Consider the following 12,607-nt stretch of genomic DNA (forward strand, 5'->3'; position numbering starts at 1 on the left):
GTCAGCGGGCCAGCGCCGCACCGACGGCGAGTTCGTAGAGCCCGCGCAGCTTCTCGAACAGCGGCGCGCCGGTGCCCGGCGTGAGCTGGGCGGTCGCACTGACCGCCACAGCCCGGCGGCCGTCCGGGGTGGCCGCGACGAACTGGGTGTAGCCCGGGGTGTTGCCGGTGTGGCCGAACACCGTGCCGTAACGGGTGTCGTAGCGGAAGAGGGCCAGGCCCGCGGCGTTGGTCCCCGGGCCGGGCGGTTCCGAGCTGCCCGGCCGGAACCGGGTTTGCGCGGCCCGCACGTCCGGGTGCAGGAGGTCCCGGTAGCCGGCGATGAACCGCGCCAGGTCCGCCGGGGTGGACACCACTCCACCGGACGCCCAGCTCCAGCCCGCGGCGATCAGAGTGCTGACGTCCTCGGTGCCGTCGTAGCCGTGCAGGTACGGTTCCGGCAGCGCGGACCCGCGGGGCAGGCTGGTGCCGGTCAGGTGCAGCGGCTCCACCACCAGGTGCCGCAACAGGTCCTCGTACCGGCTGCCCGTCGCCGCCTCGCACATCAGCGCGGCGAGGATGTTGTCGGAGTTGGAGTAGGAGTAGCGGGTGCCGGGCGGGAACCCGAGATCCGGGTCGTCGAGGTAACCGAGTAGTTCACGCGGGTGCGGCGGATCCTGCAGCGCCGCGCGCACCGCCGCGGTGAACCGCGGGGATTTACTGAAATCCGGGATTCCGCTGGTGTGCCCGAGCAACTGGCGGAGTGTCACGCCGGACCACTGCGGCGGGAAACCCTTCAACCGCCGGCCGATCGTGTCGTCGAGCCCCAGCCTGCCGCGGCTCACCAGGGCCAGTGCCGTCGCGCCGCTGAACGCCTTCGCCACGCTCGCGACCCGCATGTGGTCGTTCGCCCGCGGCGGGCGGCCGGTCGCCACGTCCGACACACCCACGCTGTGGAAGGCCGTGCCGCCGTTCCGTCTGATCGCGACAGTGACGGCGGGCGGACCCCCGGGTGCCGCGTGCAGTTCCCGCATCGCGTCGAGCATGGACCGCTGCACGGGTGGTGACCCGCCGGCCGTCGCGGTACCCGCGAGCACGCCCCACCCGCAGGAGCCGAGTGCCCCCAGCTTCAGCACGGTCCTGCGCGACAGCACCATCGCGAGAGCGTAACACGGCGGCAGAGCGCGTCAAACCGACGATTTTCGTTGGCGTAGAAGCGATTCGATCTTGCCCGGGTGTTCGTCCGCGACCAGCACCGCCCCGCGCACCAGCTCGCGCGCCCCGTCGAGCAGCTCCGCCGCGAGCGCCAGCCCCACCTCGGCGGCCCGCTCCCCGGCAACCTCCAGTTCGGACAGCGCCCGCGGCGGGACCGCAACGTCCGGCACCTCGTAGGCGAGGTACTCGGCTTCCGCGAAGCCGGACAGCGGCGCGATCGAGACCAGCACCGGGATGTCCACTCCGGACAGTTCGGCGATCATCCGCGCCAGGTTGTCCAGTTCGTACACCGGTCGCGTGATGAGGAACTGCGCCCCGGCGGCGATCTTCGCCTTGGTGCGCGCCAGTTCGGCGTCCGCGTCCTCGGCTCCCGGGTTCACCCGCGCGCCGATGTGGAACGCGGTGCGCGTGGCGAGGGTGAGCCCGTTGTGGTCGCGCCCGGCGTTGAGCCCGGCCAGCAGCCCGATCAGGCCGACGGAGTCGACCTCCCAGATCCCGTCCGCGCCCGGGTAGTCGCCGAGTGGCACGGGTGTCCCGGTCTCGCACACCACGGTGCGCAGGCCGAACGCGTGGGCGCCGAGCAGGTCCGCCTGCAGCTGCGCGAGCGACCGGTCCCAGGCGGTGACCGTGGTGATCGTGTCGACGCCCGCCGCGCGTTCCAGCCGCAGCGCCTCGCCGAAATTCCCGCGGACCAGCGCCAGCCCGGCCCCGCCGAGGCGCGTGGCGTCCTCCGGCTCGCCGCGTGGCGTGATCTGCGCGGCGAGCACGAACTCCGGTCGGGCAAGCCGCCGGGCCAGCGGGCTCCGCGGCGGCGCCGGGCGCGGCTTCGGCACCGCCGCGGCGACCGGCCGCGTCTCCCGCGGCCGCAGGTCGGCCAGGCGCGCGACGATTTCGCGGATGTGGCCCGGGGTGGTGCCGCAGCACCCGCCGATCATCGCCGCACCGCGTTCCGCGTACCGGCGGGCGTAACGGCCGAAGTGGGCGCGGGCGACCGGGTAGGTGAACCGGCGGCCGGTCCGTCTGGGCATGCCGGCGTTGGGGTGCACGCCGACCGGCAGGTCAGTGGCATCGCGGAGCTCGTCGAGCACCGCGAGCATGTGCTGCGGGCCGACGGTGCAGTTGGCGCCGATCGCGGTGACGGGCAGCTCGGACAGGGCCTTGACCACGTCACGCGGGGTCTCGCCGCCGGGTGTGGTGCCGTGGGCGGTGAACGTGGCCTGCGCGACGATCGGCAGGTCGGTGACCCCGGCGGTCACCCGGACGGCCTCGACCAGCTCGTCGAGGTGGCCGAAGGTCTCCAGGACCAGCAGGTCCACCCCGCCGTCGACGAGCGCCTGGACCTGCTCCCGCACGGCGCCGGACCGCTCGTCCGCCCGCACCCCGGCACGCCGGGCGGCGCTGACCGCGGGCGAGACCGCCCCGGCGACGAAGATCGTCCGGTGCACGCCGCGGCGGGCCTGCCGCGCCAGCCGGACGGCCGCGAGGTTGACGTCGCGGGCGCTCACCGAGCACCCGTGCTCGGCCAGCCGCAGCCGGTTCGCACCGAAGGTGTTGGTCAGGAGCACGTCCGCACCCGCCGCCACGTAACTCTCGTGGATGGTGCTGACCAGTTCGGGGTTGGCGAGGTTGAGCTCGGGCAGTGCCCGGTCCAGCGAATTGCCCGCCACGTGCAGGACGGTGCCCATCGCCCCGTCGAACACCAGAACCCGCTCGGACAACTGCTCCGCGAACCGCCCTCGCACATACCCTCCCGCGTCGCTACCTCCGGGCGTGCACGTGCAGGAGGATCCGGCCGGCGCCGCACCCCCACCAGAGCACCGCTCCGCCCACCATGGCGACCATCCTAGGCACGAAACCGCACCGATCCGCCGGTTCGACACCGCAGGTGCACCAGCAGTGGGCCGTTCGGGTGAGCCGCCCACCGCCGCGCTCCGGCCCGCCCGTGCGATATGTTGTCGTTCACCCTTCGGGGGTGCGGGTGCCGACACGTGGCGCCCGTCAGGGGCCGGTAGCTCAGCTGGTTAGAGCAGGGGACTCATAATCCCTTGGCCGCGGGTTCGAGCCCCGCCCGGCCCACCGGTTGTGACCAGCGCCGTCGGCGGCGGCGGGCGCAACCACTGGACCCGCACCTGATTCACGATGCCCGACCGGAGCACGCCGCGTGGATGCGCCCAGGACGTTCCCGCCCGCTGCATTACGATTCGCGAGATTCGAAGCGAGGAAGAAGCCGCCCGGGAGCGGGGTCCTCCCACATTTTCCGCCGTTCGTCCAGATAATCTCGTACGATTCCGAAGAACATATCAAGGATCCGTTCATCGTCCAAATCACGGCGTTCGGATTCAACTGTACGTCGGTCGATTATCCTCACTACCAGTGACATCCAGGTCTGATTCTCCCCGCCCGCCCCCTTGGCCGCGAGCCAGTTTCCGAACCCCTCCAGGAAGGTGAATTCCGTCGCGGCATCGAAACCGCCGACGAACATTATCGCTTGCTCCAAAGTGGCAATGCCGTACATACCAGGTCGGCGCATCACGTCGGCTAATCGGCTAGCGTTATCCATAACTCAGCCTCCCGGCGTATCGACCCGTCGTGGCGTCGAACACTCGACCGTCTTTGATCACGACATCATGGTATCCCCCTTCCCGACGGGTACCAGGCATCAGGGTTGCGAAGGTCTCTGATTCACCCAGGTAATCCGGTAGATTTCGCCCACAGACCGTGGACTGAATTTGCTTGGCAGTCTCGGTGCAAGTGTTGGCCCCAAACACTTCCGCTGCCGACTTGGCTACCCAGTTGTCTCCAAGATCTGCGGTGCACGTGTTGTGTACGAGAACGTGCGTGCTGGTGACGAAGTAATCGTGGTCGCCCTCAACCTGGAGGTTGTAGACCGGTACGGATTCCGCGGCCACGCTGACGGCAGCGACCTCTGGCCAGACCCCATCCAGCGTGCGTAACCGGTCATGCGGCCGGAGCTGGGCGGCGTCTAGCCAGCCTTTTCCAAGAACCCAGAACGGGTGTTCCGGGGTTACCTGCACGGTGGCGCCAGCGAAGGATACGGTGACCACTGCTCTGGCGACGTGCTGGTAGGTTTGGACCACCTTTCGCAACTGGGATTGGCCGGTCGTTGGATCCTGTGCCCACACCTGGTCACCGGGCTTGAGCTGATCGATCGGTACATCCCCTGTCGCAACTGCAACGAGTGTGCCGGCGGAAGCAGTTCACCTTCACCTCGGCGATGATGCTGCGGCCGCGCTGGAGGATGCTCGGGAAAGTCTCGGCCTCCTCGAGGAACTTTCCGATGCTTGAGACGACGCGCCACAGCGCCCTGCCGACGTCGTATGCTTTGAGTACGGCGAGTCCGAGCGAGACGATGTCGACGACGCCCAGCGAGCAATTGCCGAGATTGGGCGAGTTTACGCAGGCTTTGATGCCACCGATGAACAGGTCGACGAGAATCTGCCCGCCGTTGGCGATGATCCAGTCGATGAGGTTCTGGTCCGCACCGGCCAGCGCCTGCTTGTATTGATCGACCAGGTCTTGCCCACCGGAAACCCGAAGCGCCGCTTCGTCTTCTGGAGTGAGTACTCCCGGATTGTTCGCCTGCTCGCCTTGGCGCCCCTGCTCTTCCTCGTTCTGTCCGGCCTCGGCGAATCTCCCACCGGTGACACGTGCCTCACACCGCCTGGTCGGCCGATTGACTTCACCGGGCGCCGGCACGTAGCGTCCCCGCTTGCGTGACGGCAGCAGGAAGCCGGTGCAACTCCGGCACGGTCGCGCCACTGTGAGCCCGCAACCACCCCACTGGGGTGGCGGGTGAGTCAGATACTGCGCCGTCGCGACGCCCCAACGACCACGGGACGCACGATCCCCGAAGGAGGCCCACGTGACGACCATTCCTGCTCCCGCCGGCAAGGCGACCCCTGTGGTACTGCCGGTGCCCAAGGCGGTGCTCTGGTTGTCGATCACCGCCCTGCTCGCCCTCGGCTTGTACTACTTCATCGGCATCGACCAGGGTGCCGTGTCGGTGTTCGGCAACGACACGCACGTCCACGAGTTCGTGCACGACGCGCGCCACTTCCTCGGTTTCCCCTGCCACTGACCGCACCTGACAGAACCGGGGACAACCGAACATGAGCACTCACGTGGACCGCCACGCAACCGTCGTGGCGGGCAATCTGGCACCCAAGCTGGTCCTGCGCGGTGTCGCGGTCGGCGCGGTGGCCGGGTTGCTGGCGTTCGGGTTCGCGCGGATCTTCGCCGAGCCCCAGATCGCCGCGGCCATCGACTACGAGACCGGCCGCGACGACGCCCATGCCGCCCTGGACCAGGCGGCCGGCACGGGTCACCGGGGGGCGGACGGGCCGGAACTCTTCAGCCGCGCCGTCCAGGCCAACCTCGGAACCGGCATCGGCATGGTGCTGTTCGGTGTGGCGATGGGCGCGTTGTTCGCCGTGGTCTACACCGTCTGCCTCGGCCGGGTCGGCGCCCTGCGGCCCCGCACCCTCGCCGTGCTGGTGGCGGCCGGCGGCTTCGCGGGCATCTACCTGGTGCCGTTCCTGAAGTACCCCGCGAACCCGCCCGCGGTCGGGAACCCGGACACCATCGGCGCCCGCAGCGGCCTGTACCTGGCGATGGTGGCCTGCTCGGTCGCGTTCCTGGCCGGGGCGGTGTGGCTGGGCCGGCGGCTGCACACCCGGTTCGGCACCTGGAACGCCACCCTGCTGGCCGGGGCCGCCTTCGTGGTCGTGACCGGGATCGTGATGGTGCTGCTGCCCTCCGTGGGGCAGTTGGCCACCGACGTCGCCCAGCACGGCCGGCAGGCCACGGAAACACCGCAGCCGCTGCGGGACCCGGCCGGGGTGATCGTGTATCCGGGCTTCCCCGCCGACACACTGTTCGCGTTCCGGCTGAACTCGGTCGCCGCGCAACTGATCCTGTGGGCGACGATCGGCCTGGGATTCGCGCCGCTGGCGGAACGCTTGCTCGCCCCACGCCGCGCCGCGGCTGCCGAGCGGACGCCGCTCATCGGATGACCGGCGTGGCCGGCGGGCAGCGCGAGGCGCGGTGACGGTGGTGCTGGTCGACGATCTCGCGGTGCTCGGGCCGTTCTTCACCCTGCACACCCACCTGCCGTCCACGCCGGTGACCGAGCCGTGGCAGGCGATGCACGAGCTGGTCACCGACCCGGACGTACTGCAAGGGCGGGTGGCGGGTGTGCGGGCGCACCTGGCCGCCGCCGGTGCGCAGCCCGTGGATGCGGTGCCGCTGCGCGTGGCCGCATCGGTGACCCAGATGGGGCTGGTCGCCCGCCTGATCTCCCCCGCGCTGGCCCTCGCCCTGGCCACCGGGCAGGTCCCCGACCTCGACCTGACGCAGCTGCGGTGGCAGCCGGTCCTGGGTGGCGCCTTCCCGCTGTCCCTGCCGGCCGCTGCCGACACCAACCCTGCCACCAGTACCGCAGGCGATCCGCCCGGCTGGGAGCAGGTGGCCACGGCGCTGGCCGGCCGCGTCCTGGACGGGCCGGTACGCCAGATCGTGGACGCCACCCGCCCGTTCTCGGTGTCCACCCGCATCCTGTGGGGCAACACCGCTTCCGCCGTTCACGGCGCCGCCGCCATGATCACGGCCGCACGCCCCGCCTGGACAGCACCCACCCGCACCCTGACCGCGCTACTGCTCAGCCGGCCACCACTCCACGACACCAGCACCCGGACCGCGGACGGAACCTTCCGGCGACGCAGCTGCTGCCTGATCTACCAGGCTGCGCCCGGGTCTGCCGGTCCCCTGTGCGGCGACTGCATCCTGAGCGCCCGCAAGGGACATTGACCCCGGATGAAGTCGCGCCGCACGGCTCCGAGAGACACAGTGGACGGAACCATCAGATGGCAGCAACTGGGTTTTACAACTCATCCAGGTCGATGTCGAATCCTGAGGCGTCATCGTAAGGCACTACGGTCCACAGCGACTTGATGGCTTGCCAGACAATTCGAACCAGTGACCAGTCCACCGCGCGACCGGTGAGGGTCAGCGTCACGACCGCGTTGGCCGCCCTGATTCGGCCAGATGGTTCTGCATCGGCGACCTCGGTGACCATCGCGGTCACCAAGGGGGACTGCGCATGGATCTCGAGGTGGCAGCCGCTGGTGCCGACCGGCTCGCCAGCCCGGTCGAGCAAGGCGGACACCCAGGAAACGCCAGCCTCACGATTGGCCCGCTGCAGGTCGACCCCCTGGTCACGGGTCTGCGCCGCCAGGGCGTCAAGTCCTCGCGCAGCATCCATTCCATCAAATGCGCAGTACAGCATTATTCGATGAGCCATGCCATCTCCGGTCATGAACAGGTACCTGGCCACGTGCCTGGAAACCGTACGTCTCACGAACCCGCCCGTCTGTCCCGCCGGCGAGGTGTCCCGGTCGTCGCCGACGTGGCGGGAAGCGCGACCGGTTCAGCGTCGTCGTCTCGCCGTGGACGGCGGGCGGGCCGGAACCGTTCTACGGTTGATCCGCGGACGATGGGAAGGGGTGACGGCGGATGGCCGGGCGGGAGGTCAGCAGGCGTGGCCTGCTCGGGCTCGGGGCCGCGGTCCTGGCGGGATGCCAGGCCGGGCCGTCGCCGGGCGGCGCCGGACCTGCCTCGGGCGGCGCAGGGCCCCCGCCGGGCAGCCCGGGGTCCGCGCTGCCCACGAGCACGACCACCGGCGCCCCGCCCGGGCCGGCCCAGCAGCTCGTCCGCGCGGAATCGGGCCGCCCGGAGGTCGCCTTGACCTTCCACGGCGCGGGCGACCTGTCCCTCACCCGCCGCGTGCTCGACGTCCTCGCCCAGCACGACGCGCAGGTCACCGTGCTGGCGGTGGGCACCTGGCTGGCGGCCACGCCGGACGGGATCCGCATGGTCCGCGACGGCGGGCACGAGATCGGCAACCACACGTGGAGCCACGGCGACCTGGCGCACATGGCGCCGAGCCCGATGCGGACCGAGATCGAGCGGTGCCGCGACGAACTGGACCGGCTGACCGGCGGGCCCGGCACGTTCTTCCGGCAGTCGCAGGGGCAGTACGCCACCCCGGCCGAGCTCACCGAGGCCGCGTGGGCCGGCTATGCGCGCGTGCTGTCCTACGACGTCGACTCGCTGGACTGGACCGATCCGGCGCCGGAACGGATCCGGCGCGCCGTGGCCGCTGCGCGGGCGGGCAGCGTGGTGAGCATGCACCTCGGGCACCCCGCGACAGTCACCGCCCTGCCCGGGGTGCTCACCGACCTCGCCGGCCGCGGCCTGCGACCCGTCACCGCCACCCGTCTCTTCACCTGAACAGGGGCATCCGTTGCGGAATCGTCGTCTCGTCCCCGTCCTGCCGGCCGTCCTGGCGCTCGCGGCGTGCACCGCGGCGCCGCCGCCCGCGGCACCGCCACCACCGACCTCGTCGAGCCCGGCGGCCGTCGCCCCGGCTGCGGACCTGCCGGGCATGCCCCCGGTATCCGACCGGCACAACGTCTACTCCGAGGCGGGCGCGAACATGCTCTCGCCCGCCGCGCAGGCCGGCAAACCGCTGGTTTACGTGCCGCACAGCCGGTCGGGCGACGTGTGGGTGATCGACCCGGCCACGTTCGCCGTCGTCGGGCACTACCCCGCGGGGGTCGAGATCCAGCACGTCGTGCCGTCCTACGACATGACCACCCTCTACGCCACCGACGACAAGGGCAACCACCTGCTGCCCTTCGACCCGCGGACCGGCCTGCCCGGCGCGCCCATCCCGGTGGTCGACCCGTACAACCTCTACTTCACCCCCGACGGCTCGTTCGCCGTCTCGGTCGCCGAGGCCCACCGCGAGCTCGTCTGGTACGACCCGCACACCTGGGCCCAGCGCGACGTGACCCCCGTGCCGGGCTGCGCGGGAATCGACCACGCGGACTTCTCCCCCGACGGCCGCACCGCGGTCTTCACCTGCGAGTTCGCCGGTGCGTTCGCCGTCGTCGACGTGCCCTCGCACCACGTGCTGCGGGTGATCCCGATGCCGCAGCGGCACACCCACATGGGGCCGCAGGACATCAAACTCGCGCCGGACGGCTCGGTGTACTACGTCGCCGACGTCGACGGCAACGGGGTGTGGGTGCTCGACGGCGCGGCCACCACGGTCCTGCGCTTCATCCCCACCGGCAAGGGCGCGCACGGGCTCTACCTGTCCCGCGACGCGCGGCAGCTGTACGTCACCAACCGGGGTGAGGGCAGCATCAGCGTGCTCGACGCCTACACCGGGGCGCCCGTCACCAAGTGGCAGCTGCCCGGCGGCGGCAGCCCGGACATGGGCAACGTGACCGCCGACGGCAGCCAGCTGTGGCTGTCCGGCCGTTACGACCGCACCGTCTACGTGGTGTCCACGAAGGACGGATCGTTGCTGCGGAAGATCCCGGTCGGGAACGAACCGCACGGATTGTGCGTGTGGCCGCAGCCGGGCCGCTACTCCCTGGGGCACACCGGAATCACCCGCTGAACCCGGGCGGGGCGCTGGCGACCGGGATGTCCGGTCCTGGCTGTGCGTTCGCTGTGTACCGGGCCCACGGCGGTGGTTTCCGGCCGCGGGTGTGGGAGCGTGGGAACCTCGTGGTGGCGCTCGCCGGCCGTGGTCGTGCTGGTGACCACGGCGCTGATCGGGACCGGTGCGCCGGCCGCCAACCTGACCCTCCCGGTGTCCACAGCGGACGTTCGTGACACGGCGAGCACCACCACGCACGGCGCGCTGCCCGGAGCGCCGGTCGGGGCACTGTTCACCGGCGGCAGGCACTTCTGCACGGCGAGCGTGGTCGGCAGCCCGGGCGGTGATCTCGTGCTGACTGCCGCGCACTGCGTGCCGGCGGGGGCACCGCAGGACCTGTACTTCGCACCGGGCTTCCACGACGGTGTCGCGCCGTTCGGGATGTGGCAGGTCACCGCCGTGCACGTGCCGGCCGGGTGGGCGGCGGGCGCGGACCAGGACCTGGACTTCGCGTTCCTGACCGTGCACCAGGCCGGGACCCCCCGCCCGGTGCAGTACCTGACCGGCGCGGAGACCCTCGGCGTGGACCGCGGGCCCGCGCACGACATCGTGCTGACCGGCTATCCCGACGGCGTGGACTCGCCGGTGATCTGCCCGGGCCGCACCACGGGGTTCGGTGCCCACCAGCAGCGGGTCGCCTGCCCCGGCTTCCCGGACGGGACCAGCGGCGGCCCCTGGCCGGCGGCGGTGGACCCGGCGACCGGGAACGGCACCGTGGTCGGCGTGGTCGGCGGTTACCAGCAGGGCGGCGACACGCCCGACGTCTCCTACAGCGCCACCTTCGACCAGGACATCCAGGACACCTACGACGCCGCGGTGCGATGACGCCCGGCCGGCAGGTGCGGGTCAGGCCCCGGCGAGGACGGGGGCCAGCGCACTGGCCAGGTCGGCGTAGGTGTCGATCCCCGCGAGCCGGGTGCCGGCCGCCACCATGGCCTGCGCCATGCCGGGCACGATGCCGCACACGATGCCGCGCGCGCCCATCAGCCGGGTCGCGGCGACGATGTCCGCCAGCCGCCCGGACACCGCGTCGTCGACGTCGCTCGCCCCGGTCACGTCGATGATCAGCGTGTGCACCCCGCGCGTGTGGACCACGTCGAGCACGGTTTCCATGGCCAGCGCGGCGCGTTCCGCGTCCAGCGTGCCGATCAACGGCAGCACGACCACACCGTCCCCGACGGTGAGCACCGGCACGGACAGCTCCAGCACCCGCTGCCGGTGCGCCTCGATCAGCTCGTCGCGCCGCTGGACGTAGGTCTCCATGATCAGGACCGCGGCGGCGTCCACGCAGCGGTTGAGCGCCACCACGATGTCCATGGTCTCCGCCGCCTCCGCCGGACCGGTCTCGGCGTGCGCGCGCAGCATCCCGACGACCGCCTGCTTCAACGCCAGCAGCGCCATGGCGGTGTGCCCGGGCGAGGTGCCGGCGTGGGCGCGGCCACCGGCGAACTCGATCAGCGCCGCGCGCAGCCCGGGTTCCTCGTAGGGCAGGCGGTGCAGCGGGCGATCGCTGTCCAGCGCCGTCAGCAGCGCGGTGAGCACCCGCTCGGTCTCGGTCAACAAGCCCTGCTGGTCGGCGGCCGGGCCGGGGGGCATCAGCTCCCGCTGCTGGCGGACCCAGGACTCGATCAGGTCGTGCCGCCACCGCTCGACGACCTCGCGCAGGCGGATCCGCATTCTCTCCGCATTGGTCTCGGCCACGTCCCCATGCCCTCCACAGTCCCCCACCGCCCGGCGGGCCGGCACCAGGATAGGCCCACGCGGGGCGGTGGTGGCGAATGCGGACGGCGCGGGCACCCGGGTGCCGGGTGCCCGCGCCACCGGTGTGCCGGCTCAGCCCTGGCCGGCGGCGTCCACGAACTCCGTGGTGTAGGTCCTGGACAGGTCGATGGAGTCCTTGCGCGGCTTGACGTTGGTCGAGAACGAGGCGAGCACCTCGAGCGCGTTGCGCGCGCCGGACGGGTCCATCTTGCCGTCGGCGTTGAACATCCCGATGCTGTCCTTGACCGACTTGACGTAGAGCGCCGGGTCACCGCCGCCGTAGGACGGCGGCATCTTCGCCGCGATCTCCTCGGGCGTGTGCTGGCTGATCCACTTCAGCGTGGCGACGAAGGCGTTCGCGAGCTTCTGCACCACGTCGTGGTTCTGCTTCACGAACTCGCAGCTCAGGTACAGCGACGTGGCGGGGTAGAGCCCGCCGAGCGCGGCCTTGGTGCCCTCGACGGTGCGCAGGTCGTAGAGCACCTTGGCCTTGCCGGTGCTGGTCAGCGACGCGATCGTCGGGTCGGTGGTCATCCCGGCGTCGATGCCGCCGTTGTCCAGGCTCGCGATGAACGTCTGCCCGGCACCGACCTTGACCGGCGTGTACCCGTCGGCCCCGACGCCGGCCTTGGCGGCCAGCGCCTTGGTCAGGAAGTCGGTCGACGAACCCAGCGAGGTGACGCCGAGCTTCTTGCCCGCGAAGTCCGCGGCGCTGGTGATCTTGTCCGCGTTCGCGGTGCTCACCACCTCGGCCTCGCCGGGGATGTTGGCCATCTGCACCACGCTCTGGATGCACTGGCCCTTGGCCTGCAGGTCGATGGTGTGGTCGTAGAACCCGACCACGCCCTGCACCTGCCCGGCGACCAGGGCGGTCTCCGCGTTGGCCCCGGACTGCTCGTCCTGCAGCTCCACGTCCAGGCCCTGGGCGGTGAAGTTGCCGAGCTGCTGGGTGAGCGTCGCGGGCAGGTAAATGATCTTGTTCAGGCCGCCGACCATGATGGTGACGTGCGGCTTGCCGTTCGCGCCCGTGGTGGCGACCCGCGAGTCCTGACAGGCGGCCGTGCCGGCGACGGCGAGGGTGAGCGCGGCGGCGAGGCCGGCGATGCGGCGAATCTTCATTGAT

The 12,607-nt window shown here is 71.1% G+C and carries 14 protein-coding genes, 1 tRNA gene and 1 riboswitch; of the genes, 7 read left to right on the top strand and 8 right to left on the bottom strand.

Features of this window, described 5'->3' with window-relative positions; all coding sequences use genetic code 11:
* Position 1: 1 nt before the first annotated feature.
* Positions 2-1,135 (bottom strand): serine hydrolase domain-containing protein, encoded by a 1,134-nt coding sequence (locus FHX46_RS19090; protein WP_167116830.1) that lies wholly within the window; start codon positions 1,133-1,135, stop codon positions 2-4.
* Between the two features lie 30 nt (positions 1,136-1,165).
* Entirely contained in the window at positions 1,166-2,935 is a 1,770-nt protein-coding gene (locus FHX46_RS19095; RefSeq protein WP_167116833.1) for a bifunctional homocysteine S-methyltransferase/methylenetetrahydrofolate reductase, read from the bottom strand.
* A 260-nt stretch (positions 2,936-3,195) separates the two neighbouring features.
* Between FHX46_RS19095 and FHX46_RS19100 the strand changes: the two genes are divergently transcribed.
* A tRNA-Ile gene (locus FHX46_RS19100) sits at positions 3,196-3,269 on the top strand.
* 118 nt (positions 3,270-3,387) lie between these two features.
* On the opposite strand, the gene FHX46_RS19105 is transcribed toward FHX46_RS19100, so the two are convergent.
* The 3 genes from FHX46_RS19105 to FHX46_RS19115 all read right to left on the bottom strand — a co-directional run bounded on the left by FHX46_RS19105 (position 3,388) and on the right by FHX46_RS19115 (position 4,910).
* A complete protein-coding gene (locus FHX46_RS19105; protein WP_167116836.1) occupies positions 3,388-3,753 on the bottom strand; it encodes a hypothetical protein in 366 nt (121 codons plus the stop codon).
* On the bottom strand, positions 3,746-4,336 hold the full coding sequence (locus tag FHX46_RS29155; RefSeq protein WP_390622630.1) for a Hint domain-containing protein: 591 nt from the start codon (positions 4,334-4,336) through the stop codon (positions 3,746-3,748). The genes FHX46_RS19105 and FHX46_RS29155 overlap by 8 nt, the downstream gene beginning before the upstream one ends.
* Positions 4,337-4,340: 4 nt before the next feature.
* Positions 4,341-4,910, bottom strand: coding sequence for a hypothetical protein (locus FHX46_RS19115; RefSeq protein ID WP_167116839.1), 570 nt, complete (start codon positions 4,908-4,910; stop codon positions 4,341-4,343).
* Positions 4,888-5,042: riboswitch (cobalamin riboswitch) on the top strand. (Overlaps the previous gene by 23 nt.)
* Positions 5,043-5,076: 34 nt before the next feature.
* Here FHX46_RS19115 and FHX46_RS19120 point away from each other — a divergent pair.
* From FHX46_RS19120 to FHX46_RS29060, 3 genes are read left to right on the top strand one after another with little or no spacing between them, the layout of a single operon-like run.
* Positions 5,077-5,292: a CbtB domain-containing protein gene (locus tag FHX46_RS19120; RefSeq protein WP_167116842.1), complete on the top strand. Its 216-nt coding sequence runs from the start codon at positions 5,077-5,079 to the stop codon at positions 5,290-5,292.
* Positions 5,293-5,323: 31 nt separating this feature from the next.
* On the top strand, positions 5,324-6,226 hold the full coding sequence (locus FHX46_RS19125) for a CbtA family protein (RefSeq protein ID WP_243871308.1): 903 nt from the start codon (positions 5,324-5,326) through the stop codon (positions 6,224-6,226).
* Between the two features lie 31 nt (positions 6,227-6,257).
* Positions 6,258-7,019, top strand: coding sequence for a (2Fe-2S)-binding protein (locus tag FHX46_RS29060; RefSeq protein WP_167116845.1), 762 nt, complete (start codon positions 6,258-6,260; stop codon positions 7,017-7,019).
* Positions 7,020-7,092: 73 nt separating this feature from the next.
* On the opposite strand, the gene FHX46_RS19135 is transcribed toward FHX46_RS29060, so the two are convergent.
* Positions 7,093-7,545: a hypothetical protein gene (locus FHX46_RS19135; RefSeq protein WP_167116848.1), complete on the bottom strand. Its 453-nt coding sequence runs from the start codon at positions 7,543-7,545 to the stop codon at positions 7,093-7,095.
* Positions 7,546-7,724: 179 nt separating this feature from the next.
* Here FHX46_RS19135 and FHX46_RS19140 point away from each other — a divergent pair, with 179 nt between their 5' ends.
* From FHX46_RS19140 to FHX46_RS19150, 3 genes are all read left to right on the top strand, one after another.
* The gene (locus FHX46_RS19140) at positions 7,725-8,501 is read left to right on the top strand and encodes a polysaccharide deacetylase family protein (RefSeq protein WP_167116851.1); all 777 of its coding nucleotides are present in this window, start codon (positions 7,725-7,727) and stop codon (positions 8,499-8,501) included.
* Between the two features lie 13 nt (positions 8,502-8,514).
* Positions 8,515-9,681: a YncE family protein gene (locus FHX46_RS19145; protein ID WP_243871309.1), complete on the top strand. Its 1,167-nt coding sequence runs from the start codon at positions 8,515-8,517 to the stop codon at positions 9,679-9,681.
* A 99-nt stretch (positions 9,682-9,780) separates the two neighbouring features.
* Positions 9,781-10,548, top strand: coding sequence for a trypsin-like serine peptidase (locus tag FHX46_RS19150; protein ID WP_167116854.1), 768 nt, complete (start codon positions 9,781-9,783; stop codon positions 10,546-10,548).
* A gap of 21 nt (positions 10,549-10,569) precedes the next feature.
* On the opposite strand, the gene FHX46_RS19155 is transcribed toward FHX46_RS19150, so the two are convergent.
* Complete coding sequence (locus FHX46_RS19155; protein ID WP_167116857.1) at positions 10,570-11,424, bottom strand: STAS domain-containing protein; 855 nt, start codon at positions 11,422-11,424, stop codon at positions 10,570-10,572.
* Positions 11,425-11,556: 132 nt separating this feature from the next.
* The gene (locus FHX46_RS19160) at positions 11,557-12,603 is read right to left on the bottom strand and encodes an ABC transporter substrate-binding protein (protein ID WP_167116860.1); all 1,047 of its coding nucleotides are present in this window, start codon (positions 12,601-12,603) and stop codon (positions 11,557-11,559) included.
* Positions 12,604-12,607: the final 4 nt, after the last annotated feature.

Origin of the sequence: Amycolatopsis viridis, assembly GCF_011758765.1 — a bacterium.
GTDB lineage: Bacteria > Actinomycetota > Actinomycetes > Mycobacteriales > Pseudonocardiaceae > Amycolatopsis_E > Amycolatopsis_E viridis.